Source organism: Alcanivorax sp., from assembly GCF_002733835.1.
GTDB lineage: Bacteria > Pseudomonadota > Gammaproteobacteria > Pseudomonadales > Alcanivoracaceae > Alcanivorax.
The window spans coordinates 1-19220 of record NZ_NVWY01000032.1 but is presented as its reverse complement, the minus strand read 5'-3'; the positions used below and the strand labels follow the sequence as shown (position 1 = coordinate 19220).

The 19220-nt window shown below is 54.3% G+C and carries 14 protein-coding genes; 13 read left to right on the top strand and 1 reads right to left on the bottom strand.

Annotated elements, in window-relative coordinates; translation table 11 throughout:
• Positions 1–143: 143 nt before the first annotated feature.
• Positions 144–1283, bottom strand: a complete 1140-nt coding sequence (locus tag COA55_RS12110; protein ID WP_290502382.1) for an anthranilate synthase component I family protein — start codon at positions 1281–1283, stop codon at positions 144–146.
• A gap of 305 nt (positions 1284–1588) precedes the next feature.
• On the opposite strand from COA55_RS12110, the gene COA55_RS12105 reads away from it, so the two are divergent.
• The 13 genes from COA55_RS12105 to prpD form a co-directional block, all read left to right on the top strand.
• Positions 1589–2443: a DUF6160 family protein gene (locus tag COA55_RS12105; protein WP_290502381.1), complete on the top strand. Its 855-nt coding sequence runs from the start codon at positions 1589–1591 to the stop codon at positions 2441–2443.
• Positions 2444–2537: 94 nt separating this feature from the next.
• Entirely contained in the window at positions 2538–4118 is a 1581-nt protein-coding gene (locus COA55_RS12100) for a sulfotransferase (RefSeq protein ID WP_290502380.1), read from the top strand.
• A 232-nt stretch (positions 4119–4350) separates the two neighbouring features.
• Positions 4351–5160: a C39 family peptidase gene (locus COA55_RS12095; protein ID WP_290502379.1), complete on the top strand. Its 810-nt coding sequence runs from the start codon at positions 4351–4353 to the stop codon at positions 5158–5160.
• A gap of 43 nt (positions 5161–5203) precedes the next feature.
• Positions 5204–6217, top strand: coding sequence for a flagellar protein FilC (locus tag COA55_RS12090; RefSeq protein WP_082872420.1), 1014 nt, complete (start codon positions 5204–5206; stop codon positions 6215–6217).
• A gap of 30 nt (positions 6218–6247) precedes the next feature.
• Positions 6248–7915 carry an outer membrane protein transport protein gene (locus tag COA55_RS12085; RefSeq protein ID WP_063518591.1) on the top strand — a complete coding sequence of 556 codons (1668 nt, stop codon included), beginning with the start codon at positions 6248–6250 and terminating at the stop codon, positions 7913–7915.
• 71 nt (positions 7916–7986) lie between these two features.
• A complete protein-coding gene (locus COA55_RS12080) occupies positions 7987–8886 on the top strand; it encodes a hypothetical protein (protein ID WP_156496647.1) in 900 nt (299 codons plus the stop codon).
• 40 nt (positions 8887–8926) lie between these two features.
• A complete protein-coding gene (locus COA55_RS12075; protein WP_156496646.1) occupies positions 8927–10954 on the top strand; it encodes a hypothetical protein in 2028 nt (675 codons plus the stop codon).
• Between the two features lie 101 nt (positions 10955–11055).
• Positions 11056–11754, top strand: coding sequence for a GntR family transcriptional regulator (locus tag COA55_RS12070; protein ID WP_290502378.1), 699 nt, complete (start codon positions 11056–11058; stop codon positions 11752–11754).
• Between the two features lie 9 nt (positions 11755–11763).
• Positions 11764–12654, top strand: coding sequence for a methylisocitrate lyase (prpB, locus tag COA55_RS12065; protein ID WP_290502377.1), 891 nt, complete (start codon positions 11764–11766; stop codon positions 12652–12654).
• Between the two features lie 129 nt (positions 12655–12783).
• Entirely contained in the window at positions 12784–13929 is a 1146-nt protein-coding gene (prpC, locus tag COA55_RS12060) for a 2-methylcitrate synthase (protein WP_063518586.1), read from the top strand.
• A gap of 127 nt (positions 13930–14056) precedes the next feature.
• The gene (acnD, locus tag COA55_RS12055) at positions 14057–16648 is read left to right on the top strand and encodes a Fe/S-dependent 2-methylisocitrate dehydratase AcnD (protein ID WP_290502376.1); all 2592 of its coding nucleotides are present in this window, start codon (positions 14057–14059) and stop codon (positions 16646–16648) included.
• 282 nt (positions 16649–16930) lie between these two features.
• Positions 16931–18109: a 2-methylaconitate cis-trans isomerase PrpF gene (gene prpF / locus COA55_RS12050; protein WP_290502375.1), complete on the top strand. Its 1179-nt coding sequence runs from the start codon at positions 16931–16933 to the stop codon at positions 18107–18109.
• Between the two features lie 219 nt (positions 18110–18328).
• The coding region (gene prpD, locus COA55_RS12045; protein WP_290502374.1) for a 2-methylcitrate dehydratase at positions 18329–19220 on the top strand (892 nt) is incomplete at its 3' end.

Sequence of the window (19220 nt, the reverse complement as noted above, 5' to 3'; positions counted from 1 at the left end):
CAAGGTTGACATGCGAGGTTCAGTGTTGGGGCGGGACTGGCGCTATTCTGCGTGCCGGTGGGTCCAGACAAATGCTGTAGGAGCTTGCTTGCAAGCGAATGCTCTTCGTTAAGGCAGGTGCGGGTTCGCTTGCAAGCAAGCTCCTACAATGAGAGGAAGCGCTCCTCCAGCGCCCCCATCAATTTGGCGACTTTGAAGCAGCTTTCCTCATATTCCGCTTCCGGCTCGGAATCGAACACAATGCCGCCTCCGCCGTGGCAATAGAGATTGTCGCCCTCGGTTTGCAGGGTGCGAATCAGGATATTGCTGTCCAGGTTCCCTTGGTCATCCATCCAGAAGAAGCTGCCACAATAGGCCCCGCGGGGCACCGGCTCCAGCTCGGCGATGATTTCCATGGCTCGTTTTTTGGGTGCCCCAGTAATCGATCCCCCCGGAAAGGCGCTGAACAAGGCCTGAAGCGGAGTGACATCAGCCTTCAGGGTGCCAGTGATGGTGCTCACCAGATGTTGCACATTACTGAACCGGCGCAGTTCGAAAAGCGGGGATGCCTGGATGCTGCCGGATTCACAGCTGATGCCCAGATCATTGCGCAGCAAGTCCACAATCATCAGGTTCTCGGCCTGATCCTTGGGGTTGGCCTGCAACTCGTCGGCCAAAAAATCATCCTCTTTGGGGGTGCGCCCTCGTGGCCGGGAGCCCTTGATCGGTTCCGTAATTACCTGCCGATTCCTGATGGAGAGAAACCGTTCCGGAGAGACCCCGAATACACTGCTTCCATCCTCGTTCTTGAAGAAGCAGCTGTGCGGAGCAGGGTGGGCCTGTTGCAATGCCAGCCAGGCTTCCAGGGTGGAGCCCCTGAAGCGGGTCGAAAAACGTTGGGCAAGATTGACCTGGTAACAGTCTCCCGCACGCAGGTAATCACGGATCCTGGCAAGGCTGTCCAGATAGTCATTGCGCGTTTGTTCGGGCTGAAACGCGGATGTCAGAGCAAAGCTGGCTGGCTTTGTTTCTGTTGCCCGGGGATCACCCGGTTCGTTTCTGCCGGGCGCATCCTTATACAGGTAGACCCATGCCGAGTAGGGCGCAGCCGTTAATCCCTGCAATTGGGCACCGGCCTCATAGGGCAGGATGCCAGCAGCGAAGCAAAAATCCCCCGCCAGCGCTTGCTCCACACTGGCCTGTAACTGCTGCAGCTCAGCCCGAGAGCGCGCGCGCAGCACCGCATCTGGCTCGCCGAGCCAGCGTAGTTCGCCCTCAGATTGAAAAACGCAACGGAAAGTCATGGCCGGCCAGAGTAAAATGGGTTGGCTAGTCTAACCCTGTAACGCAACGATGCCCAATCCTGTTACTCAAGGTAACAGTTCCACTGAAAAGGGTGCTGAGGCTTACGGGGCGAAAACTTGTTACGGATGTACCAAAAAAATAAAGCTCAACAATTACAAAGAGATAGGTATCGCTCTGGGGCAAAAACCATTTTGTAACGAGCATATTTGTTTTTGTAACTGTTGTGTTAACGTAACTACGTGCTCTGCGAAGACTGGGGCGCACATAAGCATTACAACAACGTTGTGCACACGAGGAGAACAATATGAATTTCAAGAAACTTGCTCTGGCTGCTGCCGTAGCCGTCGCGCCGATGAGCGCCCTGGCTCTCGAGCCGATGCAGGATGAAGCCCTGTCCAGCGTGACTGGTCAGGACGGTATCAGCATGGAAATCAATGGTAGCATCAGCACTGATGTGTGGATTGAAGATACCGATGGTCTTGATGGCACTGGTCCTGCTGGTTTCATGACGATTGAGGGTTTGGGCGTTAACCTGAACAACGTTACCATTGATATTGATGCTGGTAGTACTGGCGGTGCAGCTGGTGCTAACACTGGTGTGCTTCAGGTTGCCATTGGCATTCCGAATGATATTACGCTGACCAACTTGGAAATCGGTGTTCAAGGCTCTTCCGCAACTGCTGGGGAATCTGCCGATGCGGGTCGTCTTGGCTTGATTGGCGATTCCACTACAGTGCTGTCCGTAGGCACAGTGACGCTGGCGGCCTCCGATCTGATTATGCAATTGGGTCCTGATGCAGGCACTCCAGCTGCTGGCTCCTCCAACTTCTTGGAACTGACCGGTGTTGTAGGGGTGGAACTGAGCGATGTGCAGTTGTTTGGTGGCACCAGTAATGCTGGCTGGATTGGTGCAGAAACAATTGCGGTTACCAACTTGGATCTTGGGGCTGGTGCAGGCACCAATGTCACTACTGCTAACCTGAATGCCGCCGGTCTTCTGCTGACCGTGGGTGACGGTGCTACCAATGTGGGTGTGGATATTTCTCGCCTAACTTTGGGTGATAACGGCGTGGGGCAACCGGGGGAGAATCCTCTGGGGAACGTGTACCTGACCGGTCTTGACCTTGCTGGTACTACGGTGGCTATCTCTGGTCACTAATAATGGCTGCAACTTCGGTTGCGAGTTGAAAAATACCCGGGCTTGCCCGGGTATTTTTTTGTTTCGAAGAAGGCTGATCTATAGGCGTCGTTGAATGCAGAAAAGGATAACGGTAGAACAGTTACGCGGGCAGGTTGCACAGCTCTGCCGGGCTGGGCAGCTTGTGAGGGCCGTTGAGCTGCTGACAGCCTTGGCGGGAAAAGGCGTTTGGGATTATGGCTGCCTGCACACCGTATTGGATGTGGCACTCGCAAAGGATAGCGCCAGTTTGGTTAAGCCCTTGGTTGACCGTGTGATAAAACACAGGAGCGGCGAATGGCAGGGTTGGGAGCTGCGTTACAAGCTGTTTCGTGCTTCGGCGCGCTGGTCGGATGCCTTGGTGGCACTTAACAAGATCGAGAAATTGTCGCCGGCTTCCATGGCCTGGGTTTGGCTGGCCAAAGCGGAAGCGCTTGAGCGTTTGCTGAGACCGGAGGAGGCGATGCAGGCGCTGGATCACCAGGCTGAGCTGGAAGCGGTGTCAGGGAATTCGCGGCATTGGTATCTCAGGGCGACGGTATTGCTGCAACTCAAGGACCGCCAAGCGGTGATTGAGACCATCGAGCCAGTGCTGCAATCCTTGCCAGAGGATCAATACGTGGCCAGTGCCTGGAAAGTAGTGGGCAAGGCACTGGATGCATTGGGCCGTTATGAGGAGGCGTTTGCCGCCTTCAAGCGTGCCAACAGCATCCTGGCCAAGACCCAAAATATTGCCGAGAATCCGCTGCGAAGGCGGATTGAGGTGTATCGCTCGCTTTACGACAAGGAGTGGGTCGCGCAATGGGAGCATTATTTTACGGATAATGAGCCAGTATTTCTGGTTGGCTTTCCTCGCTCGGGAACCACATTGCTGGAGCAGGTGCTGGACGCTCATGCAGGCATTCAGGCGCTGGAAGAGCCACCAACGACAGCGAGAGTGATGCAGGCGTTGATCCCATGGCTAAATGCTTCGGCCATAAAGGATGGTGCCATGAATGAGTCCCAGGGCTGGAAAGAGCAATGGCTTGCCGGTTTTCGCTATATGAGCAATTTGCCAGAAAGCCAGATTAAAGCGCTTCGTAGCACCTATTTTCAGGTGGTAAGCGAGCGGCTGCGGCGAGACAAGCGGAAATTGCTAATCGATAAAATGCCGCTGAATTCAGTGGAAATCGGCTTGATTCTTCGCTTGTTTCCGAAGGCCAAATTTATTGTTGCCGTACGCCACCCTTGCGACAGCGTGCTTAGTGGTTACATGCAGTCCTTTCAGATGAATGAGTCCATGGCCAATTTTGTGGATCTGGAGGCGGCGGCGACATTTTACAGAAATGTCATGAGCTTGCTTTGGCAATATGAGGATGTCTTTGCCTTGTCCGAGCGTATGCACACAATTCGCTATGAGGATGTGGTGGCGGACTTGGGTGCAGAGGCAAAAAAGATACTGTCTTTCCTCGGTCTACCGTGGGATGACGCTGTTCTGGATTTTGACCTGCATGCGAAACAAAGAAAAACCCTGGCCACGCCCAGCTATGGCGGGGTGACCCAGAAAATTTACACCGATTCAGTTGGCCGCTGGAGGCATTACGCTCCATGGCTGGAGCCTGTATTGCCACAATTCAAAGCGGCTGCTGAGCGCTATGGGTATGACCTTTCCGTGTAGCCTAATGTAAGTTGCCAATGGGGAAGGGAGTGTGGGTGAAGTCTTTATGTTCTTGGGCGGTTTGTAACCTGTTGATTTTATACGTTGCGATGGTGGTGAGCACTTGGAATGACCGCTAAGCTTGCAACTTTGCTTCTTCGGCGAATTAACATGGTTGCCTGTGCTGGGTGACGTGGTTAACATGTCTGACCATATTTGACACAAACAATAACAATAATGCTGGATGCCATAGATGCTGACTTCCATGCTGGGTGTGGCGCTGATATTTTTTGCAGCCAATGAGTCTGTTGTGATCGAACCCCCCGAGAAAGGGGAGGTCTACTACGAACACCCGACGACACCAGTGCCATTACGTGAACGGGATATCGTGGTTAAACCGGTATCGGAGTTCCGTTATCACAATGTTACGCGCCAGGCGTATGACTATTCCTGTGGCTCTGCAGCCCTTACGACGGTGCTTAATCAGTATCTTGGACGCCAGTTCCAGGAGCGCCAGATCATGGAAGGGCTGTTGCGATTTGGTGAAACGGATAAGATTGTCGAGCGCCGAGGATTTTCCCTTCTTGATATGAAGCGTCTGGCGACAGCACTGGGCCACCCTAGTGGGGGGTTTAGAGCCGAAATGTCAGATATTAAGACGCTGGATCACCCCGCTATTGTTCCGATCGCTTATGGTGGGTTTAAGCATTTCGTTGTGCTTAAGAAGTATCAGAATGGCCATGTCTATGTTGCCGATCCTGCTTTGGGGAATATCAGTTTCAGTGAGACAAAGTTTCAGGAAGTCTGGGATCAAAACGTACTCTTTATCGTGTTCCCGAACGGTTTTGAGCCTCAGGATGGGCTCCAGTTAACGGATTATGATCTGCGCCTGATGGATGAACGAACCATTAACCGTTGGGCATTCGAAGTGTTTCCAGTGTTTACTGCGCCAATAGAAAACTGGGCAGACAAGGCCAGTACTCTCGAGAGAGTGCAGATCACAGAAGACGACGGTAGCAAACGCGTAATTAACGTGCCGACGCGAACCTACTTCCACAAATAAAGCCTGCAGTGGCTAATAACAACCAGAACAAAGGAAGGCTTGCATGAAAATGATGTCTGGGAAGGTTGCAGCAACTGCTGCTTTCATGTTGTTGCAGCATGTTGCCTGGGCGGCAGATAGCGTGGAAGAAGCACGTGATGCCTTGCAGACCCAAGAAGATGATGTCACGCAGGAAAAAAACCTGGAAGAGGTGTTCCAGGCAGCGGAAAAACAATACTCGCTTTTGCCAAGTGGCCAGATGTCGCTCAATTTCTCTGCCAATTACAATTATTATCGTGATGATCGTATTGATATCGCGATTGATGAAAATTCAGGCAGCATTAGCCGGTTCCGGGTCGAGCAGGATGCACAGCACGCTTTTTCGTCGTCTCTTTCCCTTGATTACGGTATCTGGAATAACCTGACGTTTAACACGCGCCTGCCTGTCTCCTATAAATACGATACCCAGAAAGATGTCTCTCAAGCGGCGCTGGGCGATGTTTCATTCAGCTTGCGTTATCAGCCCTTTCCGGTAAAACCAGGCGCAATGAATACCACTTTGTATACCACGTTGAGTACGCCAACAGGGGATAGCCCCTACGACATTAATACGCGTGAAGAGGTGTCGAGTGGCTCGGGGTATTACTCTTTGGGTGCTGGCGTCAGCGCGAGTAAAGTTATTGATCCAGTCGTGCTTTTCGGCTCTGTAGGGTACACCTACGCGTTTGACGCCACCGGGTTGAATCAGCTGCGAGGAAACCAGATTCTGCGCGAAGTGCAGCCGGGCGATAGCCTGAATTTCTCCATGGGCTTTGCGTATGCGCTTTCATATGAGGTGTCCCTGAGCGCGAGTTATCAGCAATCGTATAATTTCGATACCAATTTTATTTTCGAAAGTTATTCCGCTCAGTCAGAAGATTCCACATCCAGTGTCGTGAATACGTCACTGGGCTTGCGTACTTCCAGCAACCGCATTGTGAACTTGAGTTTTGGCTTTGGTTTAACCGAAGACTCCCCAGATGTGCTGCTTGGCATTTCTATGCCGATCGATTTCTCAGGCCTGAAGCCAGGTGCTTAAGCCGTTACAAGCAGTCGGAAGGGGTATGCCATGAAAAAGAACAATAAGCAGCTTGGCGTGAAACTGCTTGGCCTGATTGCCAGTTTGGCGGTGGGGCTGACTCATGCCCAGCTTGCTAACAACATCGCTCTTGATGTGAGAGCAATGAGTATGGGGCATGCGGTTACCGCTGATCCTCCCGGGATTATGGCCATTCACTTCAATCCGGCTGGCTTGGCGAAGCTGGATGGTCGCCGTGTGGAGTTGCAGTTCGTGGGTGCGGATTTTCAGCTGGAGTCAGAGTTTTCAGCGCCGCCAGGATATAACGTTTTTGGGTTTTCGGACGACCCCATCGTCTGTAGCGATGCTCCCGATGATGGCGTGGATTACTGTCGCGAGTTCAAATCTGCAACCAGTACGGTGGAAGGCATTTCTCTGTATGTGCCGTTTATTAATGATACGGTAGATCTGCCGCCTGGGCCGCTTATTGCCGGGCCGCTTCCTTCATTTTCTATTCGACCAGCTGGCTCTAAATTCACCTTTGGTACCGCAACCTATTTGCCGCTGGCAGCTGGGTTCTACCGGGATGAAGATGATGTGGGTAACTATATGGGTGAGCGTATGGCGCTGGAGCGCATCACCTATCTGTCGCCTTCTGTGGGCTATCGGGTTAACGATGAGCTTATGCTGGGTGCTTCCATCGGCATGAGCTTTCAGGCGATCGCTCTGGAGCAGGATTTCCGAGCGCCTAACGAACTGCTGGGGTTTGCACGAACTCTTGATGAAAGTATCTGTGCTCCCTTCCAGGGGGAGTCAAATATTGCGCTCGACCTGATCCTTTTTGGTATTTGTCGCCCTGAGGAAGGCCTTGGGCCGTTTAAAAACCTTGCCTCGCTGGATGTCTCCATGGACCAGCGTTTCAGTCCGTCCTATAACCTGGGGGTGTTGTGGGAGCCGAATGATCGCTTTGCATGGGGAGCCGTGTGGCGTTCAGAGGCTAAAACGCACATGAAAGGGGATTACAAAATTTCCTATTCCAACGCCGCGCGCTCCACCATTAATGGTATTGGTGGCTCGGCAACCGGTGCCATTGCCTTGGCTGTATTGGGTATTCCCTCCTACGTTCCTGAAGAGGAAGTGGGCAAGGTAAGCATGGATTTAACCATGCCAGCTACTTTTCAGACAGGTATCAAATTCAAGCCCACCGAACGACTGCAACTTAATGTCGATGCGGTTTGGGCGGACTACAAAGAGTGGGACGCATTCAATATCGTCTTCGACCGTAGTTCTGCGGTGCTGAGTCTGGCACGACTGTTTTCGCCTGGCTCCACGTCTACACAGTTAAGTTACCCACTGAATTTCCAGTCCACGTGGAACCTGGCGTTTGGTGCAGCATATGATTTGACCGGTCGAATTCAGTTAAGGGCAGGTTATGAGCCCCGAGCGTCAGCAATTCCTGAAGATAGAAGAAGCCCCATGGTGCCGATTAATGAAGCACGTTATTACAGCTTGGGCCTGGGTTATAAATGGGATAAAGATACAGATATCGATCTTGGTATCGGCCAGCTGCGCAGCAAAGATGAAATCCCTGCTAACACGAGTTGTGCTGCCAACTGCACAGGGATCGACAATGTTGTGTACAACCCGTATGCAGGTTTGGACATCAAGACTGAAGCGACGGTGACTATCGTCGGCTTGGCGTTCCGAACCAAATTCTAGTTTGTAGGCAAGAAATGTTCGTTTGCAAAAAATCTGCTGTAAGAAATGTTTATAGCGGAGGTTTGCAGGCGATGAGCCTGATAACCACCGGCAACTCTATGCAACGATTAGCCCTGTTATCTCTGCTGCTTTTGCTGAGTGCTTGCCAGAATCAATCTGGTAACACGAGGAGCAATAGCGAAGGGTTTTACGTATACACTGACGCCCAAGGAAATCTGGTAACAATGCGGCGCGCGGAGACAAAGGCCGCGCCAAAAAATGGTGGACGAGAGGCCTACCAGCAGAGCGCAGCTGTAACCTCAAAAGTCGACCCGACCTCCGAAGCGTTTTCGCAGAGCGATGTTGATGATTACCGCCCCAGTGAAGAAGTCGATGAGGAATTGGCGGCAAGAGAGAATGAGCGTTTCATTACCTATGTGGATGAAATGGGTCAGTTAGTCAGTCGTCCTTTGGATATGAAAGCAGAGCGTAAAGCCGCTCAGGACGCTCCTGCTCCTTATGAAGAGGTTGCCGAGGACGCGTTTTTGGAGACCTACAGAGCATTACGGGCAGATTGCTGTATGCATCTTATTGAGACGGCCAAGCCTCTGGAGCCAGGCGCAGAGAGTGTCGTGACGTTTGATCGTGAAAGTCTGGTTTTGAAAGGCGATTCGCCATGGCGGGCAGTGGCCTTCGCTCCGGCCGACGAGGTGTCGGAGGTTTCCCTGGTATCCTTTATCAGAAAGAAAGGGTATTTGGGTGCAGAGTTGTTATGGCTGAATTCAAAAGGCGTGCCGGTCATGATGATTGATCAGCCGTTTAGCAGGAAATACCCGGAAACATGGTATCGTTACGGGTACCTGCAGGGAACCTTGGAGCGTGAACAGGGTCAACACTATCTCATTGTTTTTCTTCCTTATTTGGACGCTCGGCCAGCTTCTGATGGCTTGAAACAGGTAATTGAAGGCGAACTGGTTCTGTCTGCACCATAGCAGGCCTAACAACCATATCGCGAGCTCACAGGTATAACGTATGCGATTTATTTTAATTCTGGCAGCACTATCGATGGGTTTGGCCGGTTGCAATGGCGGCGAAGATTTCTCTGATGCAACTATTCCAGGTTGCCCGGCCGGTGCTGGTTGTCAGCCTAATACCCGTGGTGAGGTGCTGGTCGAGCTGGTTGGGCCGCGGGTGCATAACCTTGGGTATAGCTGTACGGGGAGCAATGTCGTCTATTTCACCAATCAAGATGAAGAGCAATCCGTCAGCAGTACTGGTGCGCAAGTGACTATTCCTGCTTTTAACGCTTTATGTCCTGCCGGCACCAGTGGAGTAGAGTTTTTGGTCGGCGATGCGTTATTTGAAGGCCACTATATTTCTTTGGGTGAGCTTGTGTTCCCTGCCGACGCCTTGGCGGAAAGTTATACAGTGACGGTTTCTGATTTGGTGATTTCACCTAGAAGGGAAGCAGCCACGGTGTCAGCGCAGGTGAGAAATGTGGCTGCGTTCATTCAAGGGCTGGATACAGATTCCGCCAATGAGGCTTTTGTAAATATTCCGAATGAGGCCCATGACGTGGCTGAAGCTTTAGTGGAGCAGGCGGTTGGCGACAGCAACGTGTCGACTGATACAGCGCTTCAGGAAACCTTTGAGCTGGAAGATTATAATGATTTTCTGGCAGCTTGGGGGAATGGTGCTGAGGGTAACGGTTATTTCGCAGAGGTGAATGACGCGGTAGCGGGCGGTGTCGCGCAGCTTAATCCAAGCTCGGCTATTCCCTTGGCAAATGTGCTAGAGGCCGACCGTTATTCTTTCGCCGGAAATTACCGCTTTGATACCTGCCGAAGCCAAATTTCGCTGCTGTTTTGTGATCAGCTTCCGGACTCTATTGTGGGTATAGACTTGCGCTTCCCTGATGGGACCATTGTAGATGGGCAGGAAGTCACTGCTGAGCCTCCTTTGATACTACCCAACGGCCGCGTTTTGGGCTTGGGTAAGGCTGTGAAGACGCAGGGTGAGGGTGAAGACCTGGAAACACTCACCACCCTTGTGGCGTTTTCGCAAAATGCGACTGTCGATGAAACACTGCAACTGGATGGTGAGGTTCTCTCGGTCGAGGCCGGGGCAGATGTACAGATTAGTTTCAAAGGACGCTTTCTCAATAAGCGAATTTATAGTGCTTTTCTGCCCGACCGGGCTGAAGATGACACCAAAAATGATATACAGCGCGATTATCCCTCATTAAGCCCGGATTTACAGGAAGCCGAAAAAGGTGAGGCGACAGGCCGCTTGCTGGGCGGCGATGACGTTGAATTGCCTCTCACTTCGGAAGTGCTTACCGTGCCCCAAGTCGTTCCTGATCAAGCATATATTAATGATCTGTCGGCGGCTGGTCCCTTCACTGTTCGTTTGATGCGGGCATGTTTACAAGAGGATATTGATGAGGCCGGGTCTACATGCCGTCCTATAGATAATGAGGAATTTGAAATAGGCGATAGTGCAAGCGAAAACTATCCAACAGAAATTCTGGTTCCTGTTGAAGAGGAAATGCCTAGAGTGGCAAGCGATGTCGACAATACCACGGAGTTTTGTGTCGCGGTGGTTAGTGATGCGGGTAATCCGGATAATGGTCTGGTCACTGCCGGGCCGCTTGGAAATTGCGACCAGTGGGATGTGGGCTTTGTGAGTCGCACCCTTGAAGATCCTGATAATTCAAACAGAAGCGCTAACCTCACTTTGCTGTTGGCGCCGGGGGCAGAAAACAGTGGTGCCGCAAACTTCGGTGTCACTATTCTGGGGCGAGTAGACATGAATGACGCTTGTTATCCGCTGTATCGTACAGGCGGTCCCAATGATTCTACCGGTTTTGATAACAAGGTCCGTGCTGCCTGGGTTGATGATTTCTACCCCGTTATCCAGTCGAAGGAATGGCGGGAGGCGCTTGCGGAAGGTGAAACGCTTAGCGATGATCAGCAAGCCTTCCTGTTTTCCATTGGGCGTGGCGCCGTGCAGTTCTTTGCCGGCGCCCCCGGCGGTGGCTGCGATCCACTGGTGCCTTGATGGTTTAAGTCAGGCATTGTCAACAATTGCCCTTGAAGTCCCTATTGTTAGGGCGTAAAGTCCAGCCCGGTCGTTGAAATTGTCAACAATCGGGCTGTTTTATGTCTGTCACTGCACCAGAATCTGCACGTACCCTGGCTGACCGGGTTTTCGCCCGCTTGCAGGACGATATTGTGCGTGGCGAGATTCCGCCCGGCTCCAAAGTCAGCGAAACCGAGCTGGCAGGGCGCTACGGTGTCAGCCGCGGCCCGCTCCGCGAAGCCATCCGTCGCCTCGAATCCCGCAAGCTGTTAGAGCGTGTTGTCCATGTGGGTACTCGTGTTGCCTCCCTGAGCTTCGATGACCTCATCGAAATCTACCATGTGCGCGAAGCGCTGGAAGGCATGGCGGCGCGGTTGGCTGCTGAGCAAATGTCAGCGGAGGAAGTCAACGGCCTCAATGACGTGCTGGCCCAGCATGAACAGCAGCAGGATCTGCAACAGGACACCGCCTATTTCCAGCGAGAGGGCGACCTGGATTTCCATTACCGCATTATCCAGGGCAGCCACAACGGGACCCTCAGCCAGATGCTGATTGGTGAGCTCTATCATCTGGTGCGTATGTACCGTTATCAGTTCAGCTCGGTGGCCAATCGCCCGCAAAAAGCCCTTAACGAACATCGCCGTATCGTGGAAGCCATTGAAGCCCGCGATGGCGAGATGGCGGAGCTGTTGATGCGCCGCCATATCAGTAGTGCCCGCAAGAACATCGAAACCCAATATGCCGCTCACAAGGCGGAAAACCTGAAATCGGATAACTAGGAGAACGCCATGTCAGCAAACCTGACCGCCGGCGCCCGCTTCCGTAAAGCGCTCGCGGAAGAAAAGCCCCTTCAAATCATGGGTACCATCAATGCCTACGCGGCAATGATGGCCGAACAGACCGGCTACCGTGCTATCTACCTGTCCGGTGGTGGTGTGGCCAATGCCAGCTACGGCATGCCTGACCTGGGCATGACCAGCATGAATGACGTGCTGGAAGACGTGCGTCGTATCTCCAGTGCCGTGGAAACGCCGCTGCTGGTGGATATTGATACTGGCTGGGGTGGGGCGTTCAACATTTCCCGCACCGTTAAGGAAATGATCAAGGCTGGCGCGGGTGCGGTACACCTGGAAGACCAGGTTGCCCAGAAGCGCTGCGGTCACCGTCCGAACAAGGAAATCGTTTCCCAGGAGGAAATGGTCGACCGGGTGAAAGCGGCTGTTGACGGCAAGACGGACGATGATTTCTTCATCATTGCCCGTACTGATGCCTTCCAGAAAGACGGTCTGGAAGCAGCGATTGAGCGTGCACGCGCATGTATCGATGCTGGTGCTGATGGCATCTTCGCAGAAGCGGTACATACCCTGGAAGATTACAAAGCCTTCAAGAAAGGCCTGGGCGATGCGCCGTTGCTGGCCAACATTACCGAATTTGGTGCCACCCCGCTGTTCAGCCGCGAAGAGCTGGCCGAGGCCGGCGCCGATATGGTCCTGTACCCACTGAGTGCCTTCCGTGCCATGAACAAAGCAGCGCTGCAGGTGTACCAGAGCATCCGTGAACAGGGCCACCAGAAAGACGTGGTAGACATCATGCAGACACGTATGGAGCTGTATGATTTCCTGAACTACCACGATTACGAGCAGAAACTGGATGCACTCTTCGCCAAGGGCAAGGGCTGAAACATCGTTTACTGATTACCGTAGGAGCGTGCTTGCACGCGAACCATACCCCTTGAATGCCGGGTAAAACGGTTCGGCTGCAAGCAGCCTCCTACAGCAATAATGAGATTCCCTGAAAGGAGATAGATCATGGCAGAAGCAAAAAAACTCGGCGGAGCAGGTCTGCGTGGCCAGGTAGCCGGTAAAACCGCACTTTCCACTGTAGGTGTTTCTGGCTCAGGCCTGACCTACCGCGGTTACGACGTTAAGGATCTGGCGGAAAACTGTGAATTTGAAGAAGTGGCGCACCTGATTCTCAAGGGCGCGCTGCCGACTCAGGCCGAACTGGATGCCTACAAGACCAAGCTGCAAGGTCTGCGCAGCCTGCCAACAGAACTGAAAACCGTTCTGGAGCAGATTCCGAAAGAGGCTCACCCCATGGACGTGATCCGCACCGGTTGTTCCATGCTGGGCAATCTGGAACAGGAAGACACTAGCACGATGGGGGTTTTCCCGACCCAGGAAGCTTGTGTCGATCGCATGCTGGCCTGTTTCCCGTCCATCATCTGTTACTGGTATCGCTTCAGTCACGATGGTGTGCGTATTGACGAAAACACTGGCGATGCCTCCATTGGCGCCCACTTCCTGCACATGCTGCGTGGCGAAAAGCCCAACGAGCTGCATGAGCGTGTTATGAACGTTTCGCTGATTCTGTACGCAGAGCACGAATTCAACGCCTCTACGTTCACCGCCCGTGTGTGTGCCTCCACGCTGTCTGACATCCACAGCTGTATCACCGGTGCCATCGGTACCCTGCGTGGCCCGCTGCATGGTGGCGCCAACGAAGCGGCCATGGACATGATCGAAAAATTCACCGATGCGGATCATGCCGAGAAAGAAATGATGGGCATGCTGGAGCGTAAAGAGAAGATCATGGGCTTTGGCCATGCAATCTATACCGAATCCGATCCGCGCAACGCCATCATTAAACAGTGGGCCGAAAAGCTGGGCCAGGATGTGGGCGATACCGTGTTGTATCCGGTGTCCGTGCGTTGTGAAGAAGTCATGTGGCGCGAGAAGAAACTGTTCTGCAACGCCGATTTCTTCCATGCGTCTGCCTATTTCTTCATGGGCATTCCGACCAAGCTGTTCACCCCGATTTTCGTGATGAGCCGCCTGACCGGTTGGGCCGGCCACGTAATGGAACAGCGTGCAGACAACCGCATTATTCGTCCGAGCGCGGATTACACCGGTGAAGAACTGCGGGCGGTAACGCCGATCGCTGAGCGGGGTTGATAACGCCTAGCGCCTGACGCTCGATGCCTGACGCTAACCCCGTCGGGCATTGTGCGTCTGCCATCCAGCGCCAATGTATTTATTCCTCGGCTTACATTAAAGCACCCAGACAAGAGATCCCCAGGCTATGAACACCGAATACCGCAAATCCCTTCCCGGCACCGAGCTGGACTATTTCGACACCCGCGCGGCGGTCGATGCGATCCAGCCTGGGGCCTATGCAAAACTTCCATACTCTTCCCGAATTCTGGCAGAGCAGCTGGTGCGCCGTTGTGCACCTCAGGATTTGACCGGTGCGCTCAAGCAGCTCATCGAACGCAAACGCGACCTGGACTTTCCCTGGTATCCGGCCCGCGTTGTCTGCCATGACATTCTCGGCCAGACCGCGCTGGTAGACCTGGCCGGCCTGCGTGATGCCATCGCCGAGAAGGGCGGTGATCCGTCCCAGGTGAACCCGGTGGTGCCGACCCAGCTTATCGTGGATCACTCCCTGGCTGTGGAGCATCCCGGTTTTGAAGAGGGCGCATTCGAGAAGAACCGCGCGGTGGAAGAGCGCCGCAATGAGGACCGGTTCCATTTTATCAACTGGACTAAAACCGCCTTCGATAACGTGGATGTGATCCCCCCGGGTAACGGCATCATGCACCAGATCAACCTGGAAAAGATGTCTCCGGTGGTACAGGTGCGCGATGGCGTGGCCTTCCCGGATACCTGTGTGGGCACTGACAGCCACACCCCCATGGTGGATGCGCTTGGCGTTATCTCCGTGGGCGTGGGTGGTCTGGAAGCCGAGAATGTCATGCTCGGTAACCCGTCCATGATGCGTCTGCCGGATATCGTTGGTGTGGAGATGACCGGCAAGCTGCATCCGGGTATCACCGGTACCGACCTGGTGCTGGCATTGACCGAGTTTCTCCGGAAAGAGCGTGTTGTTGGTGCCTACCTGGAATTCTTCGGCGAAGGGGCCGACAGCTTGTCCGTTGGCGATCGCGCTACCATTGCCAACATGACACCGGAATACGGTGCTACCGCTGGCATGTTCTTTATCGATGATCAGACCATTGAGTACCTGCGCCTCACCGGCCGTGAAGATGATCAGGTGGCATTGGTAGAAAAGTTCGCCAAGGAAACCGGCCTGTGGGCTGACAGTTTGAGAGAAGCGGAATACGAACGCGTGCTGTCGTTCGATCTGTCATCCGTTGGTCGTAACCTGGCTGGTCCTTCCAATCCTCACTCTTTGCTGCCGGTCTCCGAGCTGGGCAGCCGTGGCATTGCCAAGGAATGGAAGGAGGAAGAAGGCCTGATGCCTGACGGCGCCGTGATCATCGCTGCCATTACCAGCTGTACCAATACCTCAAACCCGCGCAATATCATCGGTGCGGGTCTGTTGGCCCGTAACGCCAACAAGCTGGGCTTGATTCGTAAGCCCTGGGTTAAGAGCTCTCTGGCGCCCGGTTCCAAGACGGTAAAAATGTACCTGGAAGAATCAGGCCTCCTGCCCGAGCTGCAGCAGCTAGGCTTCGATGTGGTGGCCTTTGCCTGCACCACCTGTAACGGCATGTCCGGCGCGTTGGATCCTGAAATCCAGAAAGAAGTGATCGAGCGTGATCTGTATTCCACCGCTGTGCTGTCGGGCAACCGGAACTTTGATGGCCGGATTCACCCCTACGCCAAGCAGGCGTTCCTGGCATCTCCGCCACTGGTAGTCGCTTACGCTATCGCCGGCACCATTCGTTTCGATATCGAGAAGGATGTGTTGGGCCACGATCAGGACGGCAATCCGATCATGCTCAAGGATATCTGGCCGTCCGATGAAGAGATCGATGCGATCGTTAAATCTGCGGTGAAGCCGGAGCAGTTCCGCAAGACCTACATTCCCATGTTCGAGAAAAAAGGCGATGGTGTACGTGCAGCGAGCCCGCTGTACGATTGGCGTCCACAGTCCACCTACATTCGCCGCCCGCCTTACTGGGAAGGGACCATGGCCGAAGCCCGCGCGCTCAAAGGCATGCGTCCACTGGCTGTGCTGCCGGACAACATCACCACGGACCACTTGTCGCCGTCCAACGCGATCCTGCTGGACAGTGCGGCAGGGGCGTACCTGGACAAGATGGGTTTGCCGGAAGAAGACTTCAACTCCTATGCAACCCACCGTGGCGATCACCTGACTGCCCAGCGTGCCACGCTGGCCAATCCGAAACTGTTCAACGAAATGGTCAAGGATGAAGCGGGCAATGTGATCCAGGGCTCTCTGGCCCGGGTTGAGCCGGAAGGCGAAGTGAAGCGCATGTGGGAAGCCATTGAAACCTACATGGAGCGTAAACAGCCGCTGATCATTATCGCTGGTGCCGACTACGGTCAGGGCTCGTCCCGTGACTGGGCCGCCAAGGGTGTAGCGTTGGCCGGGGTGGAAACCATCGTGGCTGAAGGCTTCGAACGTATCCACCGCACCAACCTGATCGGCATGGGTGTAATGCCCCTGCAGTTCGAGGAAGGGACAACGCGCAAGACCTTGAACATCGACGGTACGGAAACGTTTGATGTGGAAGGCACCCCGGCTCCGCGGGCTGAGCTCACACTGGTCATGCACCGTGCCAACGGTGACGTAGAGCGCATCCCGGTGCTGTGTCGCCTGGATACGGCAGAAGAAGTGTCCGTGTATTCCGCCGGTGGCATCCTGCAAAAATTCGCCAACGAGTTCATGGCGGAAGCGGGCTAAGTCTGGCGTCTCTGGGGCGGCGGCATAGAGCAGCCGCCCTGTGCAAGAGTGGACTAGAGCAGAAGACTCTGTGGGAGTTTGCTTGCAAACGAATATTCGCGTGCAAGCACGCTCCCACATACCACTTCCGCTCCCACCAATGACTACCGTAGGAGCCTGCCTGCAGGCGATCTTTTGTTTGCAGGCAAGCGCCTACCGCCCGATTTCTGTAGGAGCGTGCTTGCACGCGAATATCCAGCCCCGCCGGTATCACCGCCGGGGTTTTTTAAAGGGAGCAATACAATGGCTCACGCCCCACAAATTAAAATCCCCGCAACCTATATGCGTGGCGGCACCAGCAAAGGCGTTTTCTTTAGCCTGACGGATCTGCCTGAGGCCGCGCAGGTTCCCGGCGAAGCCCGCGACAAGATTCTGCTCCGGGTGATCGGTAGCCCCGATCCTTATGGCAAACACACCGATGGCATGGGTGGCGCCACCTCCAGCACCAGCAAGTCAGTAATCCTGGCGAAAAGTGAAAAGGCCGATCACGATGTGGATTATCTGTTTGGGCAGGTTTCCATCGATAAGTCTTTCGTGGACTGGAGCGGCAACTGTGGCAACCTGACCGCCGCCGTCGGAGCCTTTGCCATCAATAACGGCCTGGTGTCTGCTGACCGTATCCCGGATAACGGCATTGCGATTGTGCGCATCTGGCAGGTCAATATCCAGAAAACCATCATTGCCCACGTTCCCATTACCAATGGTGAAGTGCAGGAAACCGGCGATTTTGAACTGGACGGCGTAACCTTTCCGGCCGCCGAAGTAAAAGTGGACTTCATGGACCCGGCCGACGGGGAGGGCGCCATGTTCCCCACCGGCAATGTGGTTGATGAACTGGAGGTTCCGGGCGTTGGTACTTTCCCGGCCACCATGATCAATGCCGGTATTCCTACCGTTTTCGTCAACGCAGAAGATATTGGTTACACCGGTACCGAGCTGCAGGGTGACATCAACGAAAACAAGGAAGCGCTGCAGACGTTTGAAACGATCCGAGCCTACGGTGCCAAGCACATGGGCCTGATCGACAACATTGAAGAAGCGGAAGCGCGACAGCACACCCCGAAGATTGCCTTCGTCTCCAGGCCCAAGAGCTACGCCGCCTCCAGCGGCAAGCAAATCGGTGAAGAAGATGTGGACCTGTTGGTGCGAGCGTTGTCCATGGGCAAGCTGCACCACGCCATGATGGGCACCGCCGCCGTTGCCATCGCCAGCGCTTCAGCGGTACCCGGCACCTTGGTGAACCTGGCTGCCGGCGGCGGCGAGCGCGACAGCGTTACCTTTGGTCATCCGTCGGGCACGCTGCGGGTTGGCGCGGGTGCCAAACAGATCGATGGGCAGTGGACGGCCACCAAAGCCAGCATGAGCCGTAGCGCCCGTGTGTTGATGGAAGGCAATGTCCGCATTCCCGGAGACTGCTTCTGATGTAGGCGTGCCTCATCGCAGCTAACGCCACTGTAGGTCAGATTAGCCTGAAGGCGTAATCCGACAAATCCATTGTCGGGTTACGGCTTTGCCTTTCTGTGCCCTTGGGTGAACCCGATCTGCAACTGTAAAAGCCGCTCAATTAACCCCGGCAATGCTTGACCCTCTGCCATCCAGGGGGAGACCCTGAAAGCCAACCTGTCCAGGGAGGCTGCTACCATGGCCAGCAATACCGACCAGAATCTGCGACCCGATTACGATCAAGTTATTCAGGACATTGTTGACTACGTTCGCGATTACCGCATCGAATCGGAAGAAGCTTGGCAAACCGCGCACTATTGCTTGCTCGACACCCTCGGTTGCGGGTTCCTTGCCCTACGTTTTCCGGAATGCACCAAGCATCTTGGCCCGATAGTGGAGGGCACTGTGGTGCCTCACGGGGCTCGGGTTCCCGGCACCCCGTACCGTTTGGATCCCGTAAAAGCGGCCTGGGACATCGGCTGCATGGTCCGCTGGCTGGATTACAACGATACCTGGCTCGCTGCAGAGTGGGGGCACCCATCGGATAACCTGGGCGGCATTCTGGCGGTAGCCGATTATCTCTCACAAAAACGAGTAGCGAACGGTGAGCCGCCCTTGGCCATGAAGGCGGTTCTGGAAGCGATGATCAAGGCCCATGAAATTCAGGGCGTACTGGCCCTAGAGAACTCCTTCAATCGTGTCGGGCTGGATCATGTGTTGCTGGTCAAAGTTGCGTCCACCGCGGTGGTCTCATACCTCATGGGTGGCAATCGGGAGCAAATGTTGTCTGCGGTCTCCCATGCCTGGGTGGATGGCCAGGCACTGCGTACTTATCGCCATGCTCCCAATGCGGGCTCACGAAAATCCTGGGCTGCGGGGGATGCCACCAGCCGAGCTGTACGCCTCGCCGATATCGCCCTGCGTGGAGAAATGGGTATCCCCGGAGCCCTTAGTGCGCCCCAGTGGGGGTTCTACGATGTGCTGTTCAGCAAGACCAACAAGGACCAGGCCATCAAGCCGGAAGAACAACGTCAATTCAGCTTCCAGCGCGGTTATGGCTCTTACGTGATGGAAAACATCCTTTTTAAAA